The 20,753-nt window shown below is 59.6% G+C and carries 16 protein-coding genes and 1 riboswitch; of the genes, 10 read left to right on the plus strand and 6 right to left on the minus strand.

What is annotated here, in order from left to right; genetic code table 11:
- Window positions 1–82: 82 nt before the first annotated feature.
- A complete protein-coding gene (locus CLM72_RS10780) occupies window positions 83–1,276 on the plus strand; it encodes an MFS transporter (protein ID WP_105226405.1) in 1,194 nt (397 codons plus the stop codon).
- On the opposite strand, the gene CLM72_RS10785 is transcribed toward CLM72_RS10780, so the two are convergent.
- Window positions 1,239–1,511, minus strand: a complete 273-nt coding sequence (locus tag CLM72_RS10785) for a DUF1652 domain-containing protein (protein ID WP_105226406.1) — start codon at window positions 1,509–1,511, stop codon at window positions 1,239–1,241. The genes CLM72_RS10780 and CLM72_RS10785 overlap by 38 nt on opposite strands.
- Before the next feature lie 102 nt (window positions 1,512–1,613).
- Window positions 1,614–3,110, minus strand: a complete 1,497-nt coding sequence (locus CLM72_RS10790) for a helix-turn-helix transcriptional regulator (RefSeq protein ID WP_105226407.1) — start codon at window positions 3,108–3,110, stop codon at window positions 1,614–1,616.
- Window positions 3,111–3,313: 203 nt separating this feature from the next.
- Here CLM72_RS10790 and CLM72_RS10795 point away from each other — a divergent pair, with 203 nt between their 5' ends.
- The 9 genes from CLM72_RS10795 to CLM72_RS10835 all read left to right on the plus strand — a co-directional run bounded on the left by CLM72_RS10795 (window position 3,314) and on the right by CLM72_RS10835 (window position 15,685).
- Window positions 3,314–4,282 carry a hypothetical protein gene (locus tag CLM72_RS10795; RefSeq protein ID WP_105226408.1) on the plus strand — a complete coding sequence of 323 codons (969 nt, stop codon included), beginning with the start codon at window positions 3,314–3,316 and terminating at the stop codon, window positions 4,280–4,282.
- A 78-nt stretch (window positions 4,283–4,360) separates the two neighbouring features.
- The gene (locus tag CLM72_RS10800; RefSeq protein ID WP_034127075.1) at window positions 4,361–4,981 is read left to right on the plus strand and encodes a lipoprotein; all 621 of its coding nucleotides are present in this window, start codon (window positions 4,361–4,363) and stop codon (window positions 4,979–4,981) included.
- 259 nt (window positions 4,982–5,240) lie between these two features.
- Complete coding sequence (locus CLM72_RS10805; protein WP_105226409.1) at window positions 5,241–5,585, plus strand: FKBP-type peptidyl-prolyl cis-trans isomerase; 345 nt, start codon at window positions 5,241–5,243, stop codon at window positions 5,583–5,585.
- A gap of 11 nt (window positions 5,586–5,596) precedes the next feature.
- Window positions 5,597–6,196, plus strand: a complete 600-nt coding sequence (locus tag CLM72_RS10810; RefSeq protein WP_105226410.1) for a GNAT family N-acetyltransferase — start codon at window positions 5,597–5,599, stop codon at window positions 6,194–6,196.
- 810 nt (window positions 6,197–7,006) lie between these two features.
- A complete protein-coding gene (gene mgtA / locus CLM72_RS10815) occupies window positions 7,007–9,712 on the plus strand; it encodes a magnesium-translocating P-type ATPase (RefSeq protein ID WP_105226411.1) in 2,706 nt (901 codons plus the stop codon).
- Window positions 9,713–9,875: 163 nt separating this feature from the next.
- Window positions 9,876–10,592: an MgtC/SapB family protein gene (locus CLM72_RS10820; RefSeq protein WP_003190369.1), complete on the plus strand. Its 717-nt coding sequence runs from the start codon at window positions 9,876–9,878 to the stop codon at window positions 10,590–10,592.
- Window positions 10,593–10,880: 288 nt separating this feature from the next.
- Window positions 10,881–11,507, plus strand: a complete 627-nt coding sequence (locus CLM72_RS10825) for a response regulator transcription factor (RefSeq protein WP_034127079.1) — start codon at window positions 10,881–10,883, stop codon at window positions 11,505–11,507.
- A 6-nt stretch (window positions 11,508–11,513) separates the two neighbouring features.
- A complete protein-coding gene (locus CLM72_RS10830) occupies window positions 11,514–15,128 on the plus strand; it encodes a transporter substrate-binding domain-containing protein (protein WP_177430930.1) in 3,615 nt (1,204 codons plus the stop codon).
- Between the two features lie 134 nt (window positions 15,129–15,262).
- The gene (locus CLM72_RS10835) at window positions 15,263–15,685 is read left to right on the plus strand and encodes a chemotaxis protein CheY (protein WP_105226412.1); all 423 of its coding nucleotides are present in this window, start codon (window positions 15,263–15,265) and stop codon (window positions 15,683–15,685) included.
- A gap of 35 nt (window positions 15,686–15,720) precedes the next feature.
- Here the strand turns inward: CLM72_RS10835 and CLM72_RS10840 are convergent, their stop codons facing one another.
- From CLM72_RS10840 to CLM72_RS10855, 4 genes are all read right to left on the minus strand, one after another.
- Entirely contained in the window at window positions 15,721–16,644 is a 924-nt protein-coding gene (locus CLM72_RS10840) for an ABC transporter substrate-binding protein (RefSeq protein ID WP_105226413.1), read from the minus strand.
- Window positions 16,641–17,000, minus strand: coding sequence for a ferredoxin (locus CLM72_RS10845; protein WP_105226414.1), 360 nt, complete (start codon window positions 16,998–17,000; stop codon window positions 16,641–16,643). Before CLM72_RS10845 ends, CLM72_RS10840 begins: the two co-directional genes overlap by 4 nt.
- Window positions 17,000–18,922, minus strand: coding sequence for a TonB-dependent siderophore receptor (locus CLM72_RS10850; protein ID WP_105226415.1), 1,923 nt, complete (start codon window positions 18,920–18,922; stop codon window positions 17,000–17,002). Before CLM72_RS10850 ends, CLM72_RS10845 begins: the two co-directional genes overlap by 1 nt.
- Window positions 18,923–19,012: 90 nt before the next feature.
- Window positions 19,013–19,219: riboswitch (cobalamin riboswitch) on the minus strand.
- A 62-nt stretch (window positions 19,220–19,281) separates the two neighbouring features.
- On the minus strand, window positions 19,282–20,361 hold the full coding sequence (locus CLM72_RS10855; protein ID WP_105226416.1) for a 3-deoxy-7-phosphoheptulonate synthase: 1,080 nt from the start codon (window positions 20,359–20,361) through the stop codon (window positions 19,282–19,284).
- Window positions 20,362–20,753 lie beyond the last annotated feature (392 nt).

Below are 20,753 nucleotides of genomic sequence, written 5' to 3' on the forward strand. Positions count from 1 at the left end.
CTGGGCACCTGCTCGTTTCATGTTTCTTGCGTTAAGGTAACCGACCGCAATGGTCGCGTTACCTTTACAAAAAGAGAGCAGGATGCTTGCCACCATCAGAAACTACCCCCGCACCGTGAACCTGTTGCTGTGCGCCACGTTGCTGCTGACGTTGGCCAAGGCCATCACCTTTCCTTATCTCGTGATCTACCTCACCAGCCATTTCGCCTTGGACATTACCCAGGTCGGCCTGGTAATCGGCAGTTCGCTGATCGTCGGTTCGCTACTCAGTGTCTACGGCGGTTTCCTGGTCGACCGCATCAATAGTTACCCCCTGTTGCTCGGCTTGAGCCTGGTGTTTGTGCTGGGGTTTATCGGCACGGTGCTGGCGCAAAATATCTGGTCGTTCTATGGCTGCCTGATCCTGATCAACCTGGCCTACGCCGTCATCGATATTGCGGTGAAAGCCGGCTTCGCCAGCCTGCTGCCCGAAGACGCGCGAAGCGAAGTGTTTTCCATCAAGTACACGCTTACCAATATTGGCTATGCCGTAGGGCCGTTCTTTGGCGCGTTGGTGGCCAAGCTGGATATCAGCCTGCCGTTTATTCTGTCGGCGCTGTTGGGGCTGGGTTTTTTTCTGCTGTATGGGCGCTGGGGTGACCGTAACTTGGCCGCGGTGGACACCACGCAAAAGCCGGTGCCGTTCCTTGCCGTCGCCCGCGTTTTGCTGCAGGACCGTCGCCTGGTGTGTTTCACCCTCGGCGGTTTACTCAGCGCGGTGGTGTTCGGCCAGTTCACGGCCTATCTGTCGCAATACCTGGTGACCACCACGACCGCCGAATACACCTACACGGTGATCAGCGCGGTGCTGACCACCAACGCCGTGCTAGTGATTGCCTTGCAGTACTTGATTGGTCGGCGCATCTCGCACCGTTACCTGAGCCAGTGGCTGATCGCTGGCTTGAGCATGTTCATGCTGGGGTTGATTGGCTTCGGGCTGTCCACCAGCGTGGTGGGCTGGGTGCTGGCGATGGCGGTGTTCACTGTCGGGGAGATCATCGTGTTCCCGGCCGAGTACATGTTTATCGACCGAATTGCCCCGGACCACCTGCGGGGCATGTATTACGGGGCGCAAAACCTGTCCAACCTCGGTGCCGCGCTGGGGCCGGTGCTGTGTGGGCTGGTGTTGGCCAGCCTGCCGGCCCATTACATGTTCTACATGCTGGGGGCGTTTATCGTTGCCGGCGGGGTGTTTTATTTCATTGGGGCGGCGATAAAGGCAAATCATCCAGCGTGAGCTTGCCGACGTTGTTGCTTTGCAGCTCGTAGCGCAACTCATCCACCATTTTTGCCACTTCCTGCGGGGTCTGCAGGCGGTTGGTGCTGATGCCGGTAACCACCAGGTCGACACGGCCGGTCTCGGCGTCGTAGACCTTGAGGGTCAAGGACGCATCCCGGCACAGGGTGAATTCGCACGTCAGCGGTGACAGGCCTTCTTCGATGCAGTTGCGCAGTTGAGAGAGGGTAAACATGCGGGTTCCTTCAAGGCATAAATACGATCCCTTGAAGGTTATTGTTTGCACCCTCGCGCAATAAGGCGAATTCGCACTAGTCGCACTAGTGCATTTGCAAGGTCAGGGTTTGTTTTTCAGGCGCAAATCGCTGGCAAACAGCCCGCGTTCACGGGCCCAGACGATCGCTGCACTACGGCTGTGCACCCCCTGCTTGGAATACACCGTAGCCACATGGTTGCGCACGGTGTTGGGCGCCAGTTTCAGGCGCGAGGCGATTTCTTTGTCCGCCAGGCCCTCGCAGATCAGGCCCAATACATCGCGCTCGCGGGCGGTTAGGTCGGTGAAGGAAACATTCGGCAGGTTGGGGCTGTTGACGCTCTTGGCGTTGGCCAGCTTCTCGATCAGGGTCTGGCTGAACCAGGACGCGTCCTGCATGACTTCCTCGATGGCCGCCACCAGTTCCAGCTCCGAGCGTTTGCGCTCGGTGATGTTCATCAGCACCATCAGGTAGCAGGGTACGTCCTGGATAATCACGGTGTCGGCGGACACCACGCAGTCGATCACCTCGTTGCCTTTCTTGCGCACCTTGAGGTCCTGGCCTTCAAGGTTGCCGGCTTTTTCCAGGGTGGCGAACAACTGCGCGCCGGCCTGGGGGCTGTCGATGAAGTTGATGTCTTCGATGGATTTGCCAATCAATTCCTCGCTGATGTAGCCGGTGATGCTCATGAAGGCTTCGTTGATGTCTACCACCTGGCGGTTGTCGGCACTGCATACCAGGGTCGGCACGGGCGTCAGGCGGAAGGATTTGGCGAAGCGTTCTTCGCTCTGGCGCAGGGCGATCTCGGCTTTGCGCCGTGGCTCCAGGTCGGTGAAGGAAAACAGCATGCAGTCTTCCTCGTTCATGTCCAACGGTTGGCCGGCGACAATCACCAGTTTGCTGCCACCTTCGGGCAGTCTCAGTTCGGCCTGCATCTGCGGGATGGTCGCGCCTTCGCCCAGGCGCTGGATCGCCAGGTCCTTGCGCTCGGCCTGTTCCAGCACATCCAGTTCATACACGGATTTGCCGATGACCTGGTCGCGGTTGTAGCCGGTCATCTCCAAAAAACCCTGGTTGACCTTGATGTAGCGCAGGTCGCTTAGACGACAGATCACCGCGGGCGCCGGGTTGGCGTTGAAGGTTTTCTCAAAGCGTTGCTCGGCGCTGGCCCATTCGGTGGCGTCGCTGAGGATCAGTACCAGCAACTCAGGTTCCCCCTGGGCATCGGTCAGCACCAGGCTGCGCAGGCGATGTACCCAACTGCGGTGTTCGTCGTCGGCGGGTGTGACTTCCACCACCACATCGCTGAACTCTTCGCCGGCAGCCACGCGGCTGAGGGGGTAGCTGTCCAGTGGCAAGGGATGGTTGTTGCGATAGCGCAGGGCAAAGCGTTTGGCGTACGCCTCGGTATTGGCGCCCAGTTCCTTGACCTCGCTGACCCCATGCATGGTCAACGCCGCTTCATTGGCCCAGAGAATGGTCTGGTCGACCTCGGCCAGAATCACACCGTCGGACAGTCCCGAGATGATGGTCTGCAGTTGGCGGCGGTTGGTTTCTTTGGCGAGAACATCCTGGGTCATAACGTCTCCGATTAGGGCAGGGCAAGGCACATTGGGTTACGACATCCTGGCTTCAGGATAGTGCAGAGTAATTGCCCACGGGGCAGTGCGAATGCACCAGATCACCTGGTGCATATGGGCCAGGACTGAACGTATGTCGTTTCGCCACACTCACACCCATCAAGGCGCATTGCCTTGCTCCTCAATTTGAAAAGGACCTTTGTATGACCACTGTCTATGAAACCAATCGATCGCTGTTTCGAGTGTCGTGGAGCTCGGTACTGGCCGGTAGTGCAATCGCACTGGTCACCTACCTGGTCTTGAGTGTGTTGGGCACCGCCATTGGCGCCAGTGCCGTTGACCCGATGGAAGCGGGCAACCCGTTGAGCGGTTTTGGCACGGGCGCGGGTATCTGGCTGTTTGTATCGACACTGGTCGCCATCGCGTTGGGTGCGTTCGTGGCCGGCCGCACCGCGCCGGATCGTGGCGGCCTGCATGGGGTGCTGACCTGGACCTTGACCACCTTGCTCACCACTTGGCTGTTGGCGGGCCTGGCTTCCAGCGTGGTCGGTACGGCCGGCAACGTGGTGGGTAAAGGTCTGTCTGCTGCGGGCAGTGGCATTGCTGCCGCCGCGCCAGGGATTGGCAATAGCATCAAGCAACAGTTGAACGAGCAGGGCATCGAGTTGGACTGGAACAGCCTGCAAGGCCAACTGGATACCTTGCTCAAGCAGAGCGGCAAGGCTGAACTGGACCCTGCCAATGTCGAGCAGAAAGCCGATCAGGCAGCTGCCGATGGCAAGCAGTCGGCTACCGATGCAGCGACCAATCCTGCCCAGGCCGGTGATGAGCTCAAGCAATGGTTCGAACGTGTGAAAGCGTCCGGCGAGCCAGCATTGAATGCAGCGGATAAAGAGGCGCTGGTCAACATCGTCGCGGCCCGCACTGGCAAGAGCAAAGAAGAAGCCACGCGGATCGTCGACAACTATGCCCAGGCTTATCAGCAAGCCATGCAAAAGGTTGATGAGCTGAAAAAACAGGCTGAACAGAAAGCCCGTGAAGCCGGTGAAGTCGCTGCCAAGCAACTGTCCCGCGCGGCCTGGAGCACCTTGGCCATGCTGCTGTTGGGTGCGGCGTTGAGCTTCTTTATTGGTCGTATCGCGCTGACTACCCGTCGCGTGCCGTTGGCTTAAAGATGTCTGCGGCAAGGACGCCGCCGGTGTGAAGGGGTAAAATGCTGGCATTTTACCCTTATCCCACAAAGGTGACCCTTGAGCGCAGGCAAAGCCGTCGGACTGTTATTACTCACTTCCCTGTTGGCGGCGTGCGGCACCTCGCCGCCACGCACGCCCAACGACCTCTGCGGTATCTTCCGCGAAAAAGACGACTGGTACGACGCCGCCAAGGTCACGCAAAAGCGCTGGGGCGTGCCGATCCAAGTGCCGTTCGCCATCATGTATCAGGAGTCGGGCTTTCGCCACGACGCCAAGACCCCGCGTAAATACCTGCTGTGGATCATCCCTTGGGGCCGCGTCTCTACCGCTTCCGGCTATGCCCAGGCCAAGGACGAAGTATGGAACGACTACCGCAAAGCCACCGGCCGCAGCGGCGCTGATCGCGAAGACTTCGACGACGCCATCGACTTTATCGGCTGGTACATGGACAAGACCTACACCATCAACGGCGTCTACAAATACGATGCCTACGGCCAGTACCTGAACTACCACGAAGGCTGGGGCGGCTACCGCCAGCGCACCTACGCCAGCAAAGCCTGGCTGCCGCCGGTAGCGAGCAAGGTACAGGCGCGTTCGCAGATGTATGCGCGCCAATATGCCGGGTGCAAGGATGAGTTGGGGCGCGGGTTCTGGAGCCGGTTCTGGCATTGGTTGTAAAGGGTCGACACGGCGACCTCTGAATGCATGCAGATTCAATGTGGGAGCTGGCTTGCCTGCGAAAGCGGTCGTGCAGTCACAGGTGCATTGACTGACACACCGCCTTCGCAGGCAAGCCAGCTCCCACATTGGATTGCGCTAACGCGGCTGTATGCATTCCAGCGAACGGTCCACCATCACGTTGGCCATTTCCCTGCACTTGCCAAACCCCTCCGATTCTGGGAAAACCCCAGCCTTTGGCCCCTTCAATGAGAACCCCATGAGCAACGACGAACTGCAGGTCACCGACATCCGCCTGGGCGACGGCAAAGCCGTGGTCAAGGGCGCGCTGATCACCACCCAATACACCGGTACCCTGGAAGATGGCACGGTGTTCGATTCCTCCAGGGAACGGGGCAAACCGTTCCAGTGCGTGATCGGCACTGGCCGCGTGATCAAGGGGTGGGACCAGGGCTTGATGGGCATGCAGGTTGGCGGTGTACGCTCGTTGTATGTACCGGCGCACCTGGCCTATGGCGAGCGCTCGATGGGCGCGCATATCAAACCCAACAGTAATCTGCGCTTCGAAATTGAACTGCTGGAAGTGCTGACACGGGATGATTGAAGAGGTTGAACATGGACGTTGATCCACAGGAGTTGCCTGGCAGTTTCCTCGAAGGCATTCGGGTGGTTGAGCTGCTTGGCTGCGATGAAGCTGAGCTGCAGCAGTTTTTTGAACAGGCGCCGGCTTACTTCATCGCGGTGAATGGCGAACCGGCTACCCCGACCGAAGCACGGGAAGAATTACGCGGCCAATTACCCGCCGGCTGGCATTGCAGCCGCCTGTACTGGCTGGGTTACCGAGATGCGCAGGGCCACCTGGTCGCCGTGGTGAATATCGCCGCGGATTTGCTCGCCATCGGGGTGTGGCACATCGGGTTGCTGCTGGTGCAGGCGCGCTGGCACGGCAGCGGGCTGGCGCAGCGCTTGCACGCGGACCTTGAGGCCTGGGCGGTGGCGAAGGGCGCCCAGTGGCTGCGGCTGACGGTAGTGGTGGGCAATACCAGGGCCGAGCGTTTTTGGCCCAGACTTGGCTATGTACAGGTGCGTACCCGCGAGGGCATCACGATGGGTCGGCAGGTGAATAAGGTGTCTATCCAGGTAAAGGGTGTTGCCAGCGCTAGCATTGAAGACTACGTGGCGTTGGTTGAAAGGGATCGACCTGATACGCCATAGCCAGGGATGTACATCAATCCCATGTAGACGCTGATTAGGCGTGCCGCCGTATCGTTGCGTATGCAGAGTGCCAGGCAGTGAATTTGTAGCTGACACACCGCTATCGCAGCATAGGTATCTACACAACTTCGGCGCGATGCTGGACCTGTGGCGAGGGAGCTTGCTCCCGTGACGGCCTGGCAGCCTACGCTGATCGAGCTGACGCACCGCGATCCAAATGTGGGAGCTGGCTTGCCTGCGAAGGCGGCCTGACAGTCAACACAGTTGGACCGTGTACATATCCATTCCTGCGGTAACGGCTACTCAGGGTTCCGCTTTTACAGCGGCTCACTTTTGAAAAGCCGGAATGCCGGCCCAGACAAAAGTAAGCAAAACGCTCTTTCCTGAACCCATCCTGAAGAATCTTCTTAATTCACCAGGCTGCCACTTTCCTACGGTTTACTCCGCCAACATCGGGGCGTAAGCTTCGCGCGTTTTCATCAATAGCGGAGACCCTCAGTGGGTACTTGTTCGAGTGACAGTCGTCGGCCGGTTTCGGTAACCGGCCTCTACTTGGCAAGGTAACGCGCATTTTCCTGATGCCGTTGTCTCGCCTCATAAAGCGAGAAGCGGCATCTCGGCGGTGGCCAGTCCTGGCACCTGCCTGATTCCCTCTCATCGACGCTGACCAGCACCTGGGTAACGCCTGGATGCTACGGACGCGCCTGCCTGTTACGGCGGGCGGGCCAGGTTCGGCTGTGCCTGTGTGACGGGCGCGGTGTGGACGGGCAGTACCTGCACGACGGTTTTTCCTCGCGCAGGAGTTACACCATGAACCTCACTTTGCTCAAAGAGTTCTTCGCCGGTTTCCTGCGGACCCGGCATATCGCCCGGCATTTTCGCCGCCTGGCGATGCTGGAGACCGTGACCGATGCCAGCGTCAGCCGCGAAGTACCGCCCAGCCTGGCGCAGACACTGGTGGCTTCTGCCAACCGCAGCACTGTGCAATTGCTGGGCGTGCTGGGTAGCCACGCCGAGGGCCTGAGCACTCAGGAAGCCGACGCCCTGCGCGTGCAATACGGCCTCAATGAAGTCGAGCACGAACAGCCGCTGCCGTGGTGGGTGCACCTGTGGCATTGCTACAAGAATCCGTTCAACCTGCTGCTGACCCTGTTGGCGGTGATCTCTTGGCTGACCGAAGACATGAAGGCCGCCACGGTGATTTTCTCCATGGTGGTGCTCTCGACCCTGTTGCGCTTCTGGCAGGAGGCCAAGTCGAACAAGGCCGCCGACGCCTTGAAGGCCATGGTGAGCAATACCGCGACGGTGCTGCGCCGCGGTACTGCCAAGCGCATTGAACTGCCGATCAAGCAACTGGTGCCAGGCGATCTGATTGTATTGTCGGCCGGCGACATGATCCCCGCGGACTGCCGCGTGCTCAGCGCCAAGGACTTGTTCGTCAGCCAGGCGGCGATGACCGGTGAATCCATGCCGGTGGAAAAGTTCGCCCACCAGCAGGACGCCCACACGCGCAACCCGCTGGAGTTGGAGAATATTCTGTTCATGGGCACCAACGTCGTGTCCGGCGCCGCCACGGCGGTCATCCTGGCCACCGGCAACAGCACGTATTTTGGTGCCTTGGCGCAACGTGTCACGGCGACGGACCGTGCGACCACCTCGTTCCAGCAGGGGGTCAACAAGGTCAGTTGGTTGCTGATTCGCTTTATGTTTGTGATGGCGCCGCTGGTGCTGTTCATCAACGGCTTCACCAAGGGCGACTGGACCGAGGCGTTGCTGTTCGCGCTGTCGATTGCGGTAGGCCTGACCCCGGAAATGCTGCCCATGATCGTCACCTCGACCTTGGCCAAGGGCGCGGTGTTTCTGTCGCGCAAGAAGGTCATCGTCAAGCGCCTGGACGCGATCCAGAACTTCGGCGCCATGGACGTGCTGTGCACCGACAAGACCGGCACGCTCACCCAGGATAAGATTTTCCTGGCGCGCCATGTGGACGTGTGGGGCCAGGAGTCGGACGACGTGCTGGAAATGGCCTACCTCAACAGCTATTACCAGACCGGCCTGAAAAACCTGTTGGATGTGGCCGTGCTCGAGCATGTGGACATCCATCGTGAGCTGAAAGTCGGTACCGCGTTCCACAAGGTCGACGAGATCCCATTCGACTTCAACCGCCGCCGCATGTCGGTGGTGGTGGCCGAGGAGCACCAACCGCACCTGTTGATCTGCAAAGGGGCGGTGGAGGAAATTTTGTCGGTGTGCAATCGCGTGCGTCATGGTGACGTCGATGAGGCACTGACCGACGAACTGCTGGCGCGCATTCGCCAGGTGACCGCGGCCTTTAACGAAGAAGGGCTGCGGGTGGTGGCGGTAGCGGCGCAGCCGATGCCGGCAGGACGTGACACCTACACCCTGGCCGATGAAAACAACCTGACGCTGATCGGCTACGTGGCGTTTCTCGACCCGCCCAAGGAAAGCACCGCCCCCGCCCTCAAAGCGCTGAAGGCTCACGGCATGGCGGTGAAAGTGTTGACCGGCGACAACGAACTCGTCACGGCGAAGATCTGCCGCGAAGTGGGCCTGGAGCAACAAGGCTTGCTGATGGGCAACGACATCGAAGCGATGAGCGACGTCGAACTGGCCCTGGCCGTGGAAACCACCAATGTGTTTGCCAAGCTCACGCCCAGCCACAAGGAGCGCATCGTGCGTCTGCTCAAGGCCAACGGACATGTGGTCGGCTTTATGGGCGATGGCATCAACGACGCTCCGGCGTTGCGCACGGCGGATATCGGGATTTCGGTGGACAGTGCGGTGGACATCGCCAAGGAAGCGGCCGACATCATCCTGCTGGAGAAGAGCCTGATGATCCTGGAGGAGGGCGTGCTGGAAGGCCGGCGCACCTTCGCCAACATGCTCAAATACATCAAGATGACCGCCAGTTCGAACTTCGGCAACGTGTTCTCGGTATTGGTGGCCAGTGCCTTTATCCCGTTTTTGCCGATGCTGCCGATGCACCTGCTGGTGCAAAATCTGCTGTATGACATCTCGCAGATTGCGATTCCGTTCGACAACGTCGATGACGAGATGCTTGCCACGCCGCAACGCTGGCAGCCGGGGGAAGTGGGGCGCTTCATGTTGTTTTTCGGACCGATCAGTTCGATCTTCGACATCACCACGTTCGCACTCATGTGGTATGTGTTTGATGCCAACACCCCAGACCACCAAACGCTATTTCAATCCGGCTGGTTTGTGGTGGGGCTGCTGACCCAGACCCTGATCGTGCACATGATCCGCACGCCGAAAATCCCATTCCTGCAAAGCCGCGCAGCGCTGCCGTTGATGTTGATGACCGGTGTGATCATGGCCGTGGGGATATTCCTGCCGATGGGGCCTTTGGCGCACTACTTCAAATTGCAGGCGCTGCCGTCGCTGTACTTCGTGTTCCTGCCGGTGATTTTGCTGGCTTACATGGCGCTGACCCAAGCGGTGAAGGGCTACTACATTCGCAAGTTTGGCTGGCAGTAACAGGTTCCATGCAACATCGCCAATCCTGTGGGAGCCGGGCTTGCCCGCGATGACGGTGTATCAGTCGCCAGATTCATTGGTGGTATACCGCTATCGCAGGCAAGCCAGCTCCCACAGGGACCTGCGAGTTACCAATGTGCCGCTGCATTCATGGAGATTTCTTATGCAGGCAATCAACAACATAAACCTCAACTCCCTGGTCGACACCGTGGTCAGCCTCAGCGCTGCGTTTATTCTCGGTGGCCTCATCGGGTTCGAGCGCCAGTACCGCCAGCGCACCGCCGGCTTACGTACCAATGTGCTGGTGGCGGTGGGCGCGGCGATCTTTGTCGACATGGCCAACCGACTGGGCGGTGCGGAAGGCGCGGTGCGCGTGGTCGCTTACGTGGTGTCGGGCATCGGCTTCCTGGGGGCTGGGGTGATCATGCGTGAAGAAGGCAATGTGCGCGGGCTCAACACGGCCGCAACCCTCTGGGCTTCGGCCGCGGTGGGCGCCTGCGCCGGGGCCGACCTGATCCTCGAGGCGTTGCTGGGCACGCTGTTTGTGCTGGCGGCCAATACCTTGCTGCGGCCGATCGTCAATAACATCAATCGTCAGCCCTTGGACGTGGTGTCGGCAGAGGTCACCAATATCCTCTATGTCATTGCGCGCCGCAGTCAGCAGCAGGCCGTGATGGTGTTACTGGAAGCCGAGCTGGCACGCTGCAACTACCCTGCCAGCGACGTCGACGTGCGACCGTTCGGCAGTGACGAAGTGGAAATCGAGGCCATACTGGCCGCCACGTCGGTGGATGGCGACGAACTGGACGCGCTGGTGGCGCGCCTCTCAACGTCAACCCTGGTGGTGCAGGCCTTCTGGAGTCCGAGCACCACCGACTGATCCTTATGGGCTGGCCAGGATTGGCTAGGCTTGCATGTGGAAAAATCCTACATGTTGTCCGGATTATCCCTTCGGTTGAAACATCATTGCATTGCTAAAGTTGGGTACTTGCGGCTGTTGCGCCGTTGAGGTCCGGCGTCCGTCGCTCTGTTGAGTTAATTGAAAGGGCCAGACACTGCTTGGTTACCGCTCCAAGGAAGCAGTGCCGCTTGTCGGAACTGTCATTTCTCACAGGTACCCAGGTCCGGCGTGATGTGTAAGGGTATTTTGTCCACATAAGGAAGTTTTATGAGCAAAGCATTAATTGTGGATGACCATCCGTTTATCCGGGCAACGGTCAAACACCTCCTGCAATTGGAGGGGTTTGATGAAATTTTTCAGGCGGGGGATGGCGCTGACGCTATGCAGTTGGCGAGGGAGCAACGTCCCGAGCTGATTATCCTCGACCTGGCGATGCCTAAATTAGGCGGGTTGGAGGTTATCAGCCGCATCAAGGCGTTGGGCTTGCCGTGCAAGATTCTGGTGCTGACCTCCTACCTGGCGGTATTTTTTTCTACCCGTTGCATGCGTTCCGGTGCGATGGGGTTCGTCGCCAAGACCGGTGAGCTGGATGAGCTGCAAAAGGCTATCAAAGCGATCATGTCGGGCTACAGCTGCTTCCCCAGTTTGCCGACCAGTTCGGTGCGCCGCGATGATCTGCAAGAAACGGAACGGCAGATGATCGAGTGCTTATCGGACCGTGAGTTAACCGTATTGCAAATGTTGGCCCTGGGGCTGGGCAACAAGGAAATTGCCGAACAGATGCTGCTGAGCCACAAGACCATCAGCACTTACAAGACTCGACTCAAGGAGAAGTTACGCATGTCTTCGGTAGTGCACTTATCCAAGTTTGCCCAGCGCAACCATCTGATCTGAATTGAGATGATCACCACCGCGTTTATAAGGTTCGCCACGATCTTCTGGATGAGCCTGTTACCTCAGATCGCGGTGGCCCTGGATGAGCCCCATGCTTTGCGGCTGTTGGGGCACTCACGTATTGACACCCCGCAAGTAGCACTGGACGAGTCTGATTGGCGCTGGCTGCGCGAGCGGCGCACATTGTTGATGGGGGTTTCTGCTCCCGATTACGCGCCTTTTGACTTGACCAATAACAACGACGAGCTCGAAGGTATCACCGCCGATTTTGCCGCACTGGTGGGTCAGGCCCTGCATATCTCCATAGAGGTACGGCGTTACGATACCCGCGATGAAGTGATCGAAGCCTTGAAGCAGGGAGGTGTGGATTTTCTCGGTTCCGCCAATGGCTACGAAGCGGCCGACCCGCAACTGCTTTTGTCTCGCTCCTACGCCAACGATCAACCGACCCTGGTGACTCGCAGCGGCGATAGCCAGGTGTTGAATGACGACCTGGCGGGCAAGCGCGTAGCGATGCTGTATCACTATATGCAGCCCGACGCCGTTCGGGCGTTTTACCCCCAGGCCCAATTGGAGTTGTTTGCCTCGACTTTCGAAGCCATTGGTGCCGTAGCGTTTGGTCGCGCCGACGTCTATCTGGGGGATGCTATCAGCAGCAACTACCTGATCAATCGCAATCACCTCAACAATGTACGTATGGCGGATTTTTCCGGCTTGGAAGTCAACCCGTTTGCGTTTGCCGTCGCCCGCGAAAATACACGTTTACTGCCCATTCTCAATGCCGCGCTGGAGGCGATTCCCGCCAGCGAGCAGATGGAAATCCTGCGCCGCTGGAGCGGAGGTAACCTGGGGATAATCGGCGTTGACCGGTTGCATTTGAGTGCCAGCGAACAACGTTGGGTGCAAAAGAATCCGAGGGTCAGAGTCGCGGTGCTCAATGACTTTCTACCGTTATCTTTTATTGGTGATCAAGGCCAGTTCGAAGGGTTGAGTGCCGAGGTACTATCGCGTATCAGCTTGCGTACCGGCTTGAAGTTCGATGTGGTCCCGGGCGGCTCATTGCCGCGCCAGATCAATATCGTCAGTGCGGGTACGGCGGACATGCTGGCGGTCGTCACGCCTAGCGCGGAGCGTGCTGAAAAAGTGCGTTTTACCCGGCCTTACCTGACCAATCCCTTTGTGCTGGTAACCCGTAACGGTCCCCACAGCCCGCTCACGCTGGAGGACATGGTCGGCAAACGCCTGGCCATGGTGGTCGGCAATGGCCTGCATGAGGACATAGCGAAAAATTTTCCAGGTGTGATGTTTGTCGACGTGGAGAACCCCCAGCAAGCCATGGCGCTGGTGGCCAATGGTGACGCCGACGGCGCGGTCAACTCGTTGATCAGCGCACGCTATCTGATCAGCCGGTATTACCGCGACCGCCTGCGTGTCAGCAGTACGGTTGGCATTGAGCCTGCACGCGTGACCTTTGGGGTAAATCGCAGTCAGTTGGAGCTGTATTCGATCCTCGATAAGGCGCTGCTGAGCATCACCCCTCAGGAAATGGACGAACTGATTGGCCAGTGGCGTAGTGAGGTCATCATCGAGGACAGCTATTGGTTGCGTTATCGGAATGTGATTCTTCAGGGCTTTGGGTTGGCGGCGCTGTTGTTGGCAATCACGCTGGGCTGGGCCATTTACCTGCGCAGCCTGATTCGCAAGCGCCTGCAGGCCGAGCGAGCGCTGAGCGATCAGATGCGGTTCATGAGCGTATTGATCGACGGCACGCCGCACCCGATTTACGTGCGTGATCGCCAAGGGCGACTGATGGCCTGCAATAACGCCTACCTCGACGTGTTTGGCTACAAACTTGAAGACGTGATCGGCAGGACCGTGGTGGAAACCGACATCGAAAACCCGCCACAGGCCCGGTCGTTTCATGAGGATTACCTGCGCTTGATGGCCGGCGGCGAGCCGCAGATTCATGATCGAATACTCAAGGTGCCCAATGGCGATGTGCTGACCATTTACCAGTGGATGCTGCCGTACCGCGACGGCGACGAGAAGGTGGTGGGCATGATTGCCGGATGGGTAGACGTGAGCGAACGGCACCGGCTGCTCGGCCAGCTACAGGAAGCCAAGGACGATGCCGACGCCGCCAATCGCGCCAAGACGACCTTCCTGGCGACCATGAGTCACGAGATCCGCACGCCGATGAACGCCGTGATCGGCATGATCGAACTGGCCTTGAAAAATGCCGAACAGGGGCGGGTCGACCGCGATGCTCTGGAGGTGGCCTCGGTGGCTTCGCGGGGTATGTTGGAGCTGATCGGCGATATTCTCGATATAGCGCGGATCGAGTCCGGGCATTTGTCACTGACCCTGGAGCCCGCCAACCTGCATGAGTTGTTGGCGTCGGTCGCACGTGTATTCGAGGGGCTGGCCCGAGCCAAGGGGTTGGCACTGCAGGTTGAGCTGGACCCGTTGATTGACCAGGCGGTGCTGGTCGACCCGCTGCGATTCAAGCAGGTGGTCTCGAATCTGCTGAGCAATGCCATCAAGTTCACTCCCCATGGGCAGGTCAGCCTGGTCGCGCAGGCGGTGGTCGAGGATGATCGCTTGGCCGTGCAGTTATGGGTGCAAGACACTGGCATCGGAATCAGCGTCACCGACCAGCAGCGGTTGTTCAGTGTGTTCATCCAGGGCAGCAATAATCAGCAGTCGGCACGCAGCGGGTCTGGGCTGGGGTTGGTGATCAGCCGCAGCCTGTGCGAAATGATGGGCGGCCAATTGCACTTGAGTAGTGTGTTGGGGCGCGGCACTCGGGTGGACGTGACGTTGACCCTGGCCATGACCACCACGCTGCCGGCCCCGATTGAGCCTGTGCAAGAGGCGGCGCCAGAGGGGCGCGCGCTGAGTATTCTGGTGGTGGACGACTACCCGGCCAACCGCTTGCTGCTGGCTCGACAGTTGAGCTTTCTGGGGCACCGTATCATCACGGCCGAAGACGGTGTCCAAGGGCTTGAGCAGTGGCGAACGGGGCAGTTCGACGGCGTCATTACCGATTGCAACATGCCGTTCAAGAACGGCTATCAGCTGGCCCAGGAGATTCGCGCACAGGAGCGTGAGCGGAGTCTGGAGCCCTGCCTGTTACTCGGGTTCACCGCCAACGCCCAGCCGGAGGAAGCCGAGCGCTGTCGGCAGGCTGGCATGGATGGCTGCCTGTTCAAGCCCACCGGGCTGGACGACTTGCGGGCGGCATTGGCGTCGCGTTCAGTTGGCACGAGCCCGCGACCCTTGGCTACCTTCAACTTGAGCACCCTGGTTGCGCTGACCGGGGATGATCATGCCGCGCTGGTCGAATTGCTGGCGCCGTTACTCGAAAGCCTGGAGGCGGATCGTGCCTTGCTGCCACGGCTGGCAAGCCAGACAGACTTTGCCAAGTTGCACGACCTGGCTCATCGTGCCAAGGGAGGCGCGCGGATGGTCAAGGCCAACCCATTGATCAGTGTATGTGAGGCATTGGAGGCGGCGTGTGAACAGCAGGACCGTCAGGCATTGGGACCAGCGGTTGCAAGCGTGGGTGAGGCGATCGATGTTTTGCATCATGGCTTAAGCGCTTATTGCAATCAGCCCTGACTGTGGTTGATCGCCTTTCGGAGGATTTGGGAAAGTTCTTACATGAAGGGGGAATATGCCTGATTTTTTCGTCGGCATATGTCTGGAAAATGGGCGACGCTCACTGTCGAGCACTGCCTGCCCAGGGGTTTGCCATGCCGAACAAAGCATTGACCATCCTGATTGCCGATGAACAACATCTGCAACGCCTGTACATCGAGAAAATGCTCAACCACTTGGGCTATTACCGGATCGTGCCGGTGCAAACGTTCGAAGAGGTGCGGATTCTCACTGCCATTCCTGCCGAACCCTTCGACGTGCTGATAACCAATGCAGGGCTGTTGGCCCATGCCCATGAGCCTCAGCCCCAGGTGCGTCATGTACTCGTCTACGAGCATCTGGACCTGGGCGCCCCTTGCGGCGTAACGCCGGCCGTGCGAGTGCGATTGCCGGGCGTGCCGGACCACGTCAACCTCGAACACTTCATGGACATCGTCGACCCCTGCGAGACTGCCCACGGCCTGCGGGTGTTGCCGTGGCTGCGGGAGTTGTCCCGCATGCCGGTGGCCCGGGCCTAGTCCACAGCCATAGGAGCGAGCTTGCTCCTTACAGATTACCGTATGCCGCGAAATGTACTGGCCAGTTCAATTGCCACCTTGCCGCCGCCGACGCCGGGTACTAAATGGGTAAACGGAATATCGATCATCCGGTTCTCACGCACCGCTCGCAGCGTCGATAACACCGGGTCGGTGGTCAGCAATTGGCGCTTGCGGTTAGCGGGGGACCACAGGGCGTCGGCCAATAAAATGATGTCAGGGTCCTTCATCAGCAAGGTTTCACTGTTCACGGTCACTCGTGAAAGGGGGATGTCAGCCAGCACATTGCGGGCACCCGATGCGGCCAGCAGTGCTGTGACAAACCCCCGTTGGCCTTCACTGGCGAGGCCGTTGACCTCACTGTCCAAGTAAAATACCGATACCGGTTGGGCGTTGTCAGCCAATGCCTGGGCATGTTGCAGGTCGGCGTCCAGTGCGTCGCTCAGGGCCTTGGCGCGTTGTGATTTGTGCAGCAGGGCACCAAGGGTGAGCAGGTCCTGGCGGATGTGCGCGAAGTAATCCAGGGTGTGCCCGTCACACGCGGACTCCAGCAGGTAGGACGCCACGCCGTTGTCGGCCAGGCCAGTGCGTGAGCTCACACCCTTGCCGAACGCGCTGGCGAACCCGCCCACCACCAAGTCGGGGCGCTGTGCATACAGCATTTCGCTGGAGGGATATTGGGCGGCAATCACCGGCACTTCGAAATACCGGCCCTGTCGATGCGTGTTGTCGCTGTCGTCCAGATAGGCCACGCCCACCATTGAAGGCCTGGCATCCAGCGCCAGCAAGAGGTCGGCCGCGTGTTGATTGAGGGCGACGATGCGCGAGGGCGGCGCGTGTGGCAGTGTCCAGGCCTGGGCGCAATTGGTGTAATTGTCTGCCAGCGTCTGTGTTGCGCAGAGCAGGGCAATCAAGATCAAGCATAAGCACCACGTTTTCATGCGCGCTCCTTGAGCAGTAGATCGTCAACCACTTCACCGCCTGCCAGGTGCATATCCACCAGGCGTATCACATCCGCCTTGCTGTGCACGCCGTACCAGCAGCGCTGCGGGTAAACCGTGAGCACCGGCCCGAGGTTGCAGGGGAACTGGCAATGGGTGCGGGTCAGCAGCACGCCGTCGGGCACTTCGATGCGTTGCAGCTCCAGCAACCGGCGGCGCAGGGCTTTCCACAGTTGCAAGGCTCCACGCTGGGTGCAGCGCGGGCCGGTACACAGGAACACATGGTGACTGTGGTCAGGAATTCGCGACCAGTCGGGGTGGGTGTCGACCCCGTCGATTGGCGTGATGTCGGCCATCAGAAGCGATACCTGTAACGCACCTCTGCGGTGAAGGGGCGGCCGAGGTTGTCGACGTTGTTGGCGCGACTGGTGACGTAGTCGCGGTCGAACAGGTTTTCCACCAGCAGGCTCAAACGATGCTGGTGGGCACTGTCCAGATAGCGATAGGCGTCGGCGTCCACCACCGAATAATGCCCGTACTCGACCTGCTTGGCGCTGATGACATCGCGGATATAACGCAGCGCCGCGCCTGCACCCCATAGGCGGTTTTGCGATTCAAAACCGATGCGTGAGCGGGAGAAAAAACTGGGGATATCGTTAAGGGTGACCCCGGCGCGGGATTCGGTCAGGTTGCGGGTCATGTCGGCCTGCACGCTCCATTGGTCGTTGAGCGCCAACCGGGCGTCGGCCTCGAAACCGCGCATTTGGATCTGGCCCTCACCATTGACCCACTGCACATCGTCCAGAGTGATCAGGTCGCTGATCTTGCGTTTGAACACGGTGACGCTGGCGCTGAAATCGCGTTCCGCAAGTTGCCCTGAGTAGTCGAGGCCCAGTTCAGCGTTGCGGCTTTTCTCTGGCTTGAGGTGGCGGTTGCCCTGTTCGTCCGCTTCGTTGACGAACAGCTGTTCGGCATTGGGCAGCTTGTAGGCGGTGCCGTATTGGCCGCGCAAGGCCCAGTGATCGTTGAGGTTGTAGAGGGACGTGAGCATGCCAACGGTGGCACTGTCACCGCCGCTCATTGCCTCGTGGCGTACGCCGAGGCTGGGATGCCAGTCGGGCAGGGCGTCGATCTGCGGGCGCAGTTGGCTATACAGCGCGTGGGCCTGGGCTTTGTTATCGTCGATCACCAACACATCGTCCTGGCCCTTGAACCATTGGTTGTCGCTGCCGACGATCACTACATGGCCGCCCGGCAACTCGGCCTTGCCTTCGGCTTGCACGCCCCAGTCGGTGAAGCCCCAGTAGTCGTTAGGGTTGATGACCTGGGTACCACCACCGTCTAGGTTGTTGATGCGGGTATAGCGGGTATCCCAATCGTTGATGTGGCCTTTGACGAAATAACTCAGGCGTTCGTCGAGGCTCTGCTCGAACGTGGCTGTGGCGATTTGCTGTACACGGTCGTTGGTGGTTTTGTGAGAGGCTACCGGACGGGCGAAATCCAGGTTGGCGTCGGCGTATTGGTAGAACAGTTCCAGGCGCGAATCATCGCCAAAAGATTGAACTGCCTTGGTACCGAAGGTAGTGACTTCGTAAGAGCGTTTCTTGTCCGTGACATTTTTCATATCGCGATTGCGAAACGGCTGGTAGCCCTCGGACGCATTGCGGCTGACGTAGGCCAACACGCCCAGGTCGCCCCAGCCGTTGCCGAAAATCTTCTCGACCCGTGCGTCACCCGTGGTGCCGCCGAAGGTGTCGAGGCCCATATTCACTTCGCCGGCAGCCGTCCGCGTCTGCGGGCTGCGAGTCACGATGTTGATTACGCCCGATACCGCCTGGGTACCGAACAGCAGGCTCTGGCCACCCTTGAGCACTTCGATGCGTTCAATGGCATTGGCCGGCAGCGTGTCGAGGTACAGGCCACCGTACAGGCGGTTGTTCAAGCGCACGCCATCGAGCAGGATCAGGGTGTCATCGTTGCGCCCGCCGAGCAGGGAATAGGTGCCATAGTCGAATGGGCCGTTCTTCGGCGCCACGTACAGCCCGGGAATGAACATTTGCATCACCCGCGACACGTCGGCTGAAGGGCCGGCCCGCTCGATCTGTTCGCGGCTGACCACGTTGACGTTGCTGCCGTACTGGGCCATGGCCGCAACAGTGCCGGATTCCACTGAGGGCGCCGAGACGATTTGCGGGTTGAGCACCAGGGGCGTGTTGTCGGCCAGCAGCAACGGGCTGAACAGGCAACTGATCAAGGGAGTGAAGGAATGTCGGATCATAGTCTTCTCGAAAGTATCTTCGCAGAAGCACGCAAGAGAAGGCATCGAGCACACGCCAATACCGGCCCATGCCCGCCCACCGCAGGAGTTTGCCAAACAGAAATTCCAGGCCGGTCTCCGGGCTCATGCGTATGGATACCTTCACCTTCCCATGGCGCGAGGGCCACAGTGGTGTGTCGAAGGGATCACGCATATACCGTTGCGGGGGCAGCACCGGACTTGCTCAATATGAGCGTACCGGTTTCCCGTTTCACCCCAAGCACGGCGGCAGGGGGCACCTGAAACAGGCGGGCATCTGAACACTCGCACGAGTGCTCGTCAACTGTCCCGCCCTCTCCCAGGTTTTTGATTCCCACCGATCAGTCGGCCTTGCCGTGCTCCCGCAACCGCTCAGCGGCACTGCGTAACAACTGCTCGGTCCCGTCCCAACCCAGGCAACCATCGGTCACCGAAACGCCGTATTTCATCGACGCGCTCAGCGGCTGGCAGCCTTCGAACAGGTGACTCTCAAGCATCATGCCGACCAGCGAGGCATCACCTTGCAAGCGCTGCTCCAGCACGTCATTGAATACCGCCGGTTGGCGCAGCGGGTTCTTGCCGCTGTTGGCATGGCTGCAATCGACCATGATCCGTGCCGCCACCTTGGACTTGGCCAGGTCATGCTTTACGTCGGCCACGCTTTGCGCATCGTAGTTGGGCCCACGGTGGCCGCCGCGCAGCACCAGGTGGGTGTCGGGGTTGCCGGGCGTCTGGATGATCGCCGGGTGGCCCTGGCTGTCCACGCCGAAATGACGATGCGGGTGAGACGCTGAACGCATCGCATCGCAGGCAATGGCGACGCCACCGTCGGTGCCGTTCTTGAAGCCCACGGGCATGCCCAGGCCACTGGCCATTTCGCGGTGAATCTGCGATTCGGTAGTGCGTGCGCCAATGGCGACCCAAGTGAGCAGGTCATCGAAGTAGCCGGCGGCCATGGGTTGCAGCAACTCGGTGGCCACCGGCAGGCCCAGGCGCAGCATTTCACGCATCAGTTCGCGGGACAGGGTCAGGCCGGCGGCCATGTCATCGCTGCCGTCCAAGTGCGGATCGTAGGCCAAGCCTTTCCAGCCCACAGTGGTGCGCGGTTTCTCGACGTAAGCACGGATCACCAGCAGCATCTGGTCGCTGACTTCAAGCGCGAGCTTCTTCAGATTGCGCGCGTATTCCATGGCCGATTCCGGGTCGTGGATCGAGCACGGGCCGACAATCACCAGCAAGCGTGAGTCTTCGCCATTGAGGATGGCGCGCACGGCTTGGCGATGGGCGTGGACTTGTTCGTTGAGGAACGGGCTGAGCGGGAGTTGGTGCTTGAGTTCAAGAGCGCTGGGCAAACGCTGGGTCAAGGCTTCATTGGCGCTGTTGAGGGTAGAGACGGGCAAAGCGGCGACGGAGGAGTTCATATTCAAGGCTTCCTGGGCAAGCGGCGGGCGATTCCCGCACGCTTGGCCTACTGGGGTGTTCGACAATTGGCCGTATCGGCTACGTGTGTTGGCTTGCCACCACGGGGTGACCGGTCGGAGGCGGCAGGCTGTCCCGAACGGAGCTGGCTAAATCGCCATGCAGTGCAAGTGTCGTAGCGGTAATAGGTGGCGTAGTTCATGGTGTGATTCCTTTAAGTGAGCGTGAAAAACAAGTTATCAGGCGCTGAAAAAACAAAACCCCCGGTCGGGGAGCCGACCGGGGGTTTAGATTTCTCTGGTAGGCGACCCCTTGAGTAGTGGGCGCCGATTTCAGGTATCAGGCGCGCCAGTGGCTAAACCAATACCCAAAATAAAAGCCGGCCAGTGCGCTC

This window comes from Pseudomonas sp. MYb193, assembly GCF_002966775.1.
Lineage (GTDB): Bacteria > Pseudomonadota > Gammaproteobacteria > Pseudomonadales > Pseudomonadaceae > Aquipseudomonas > Aquipseudomonas paracarnis.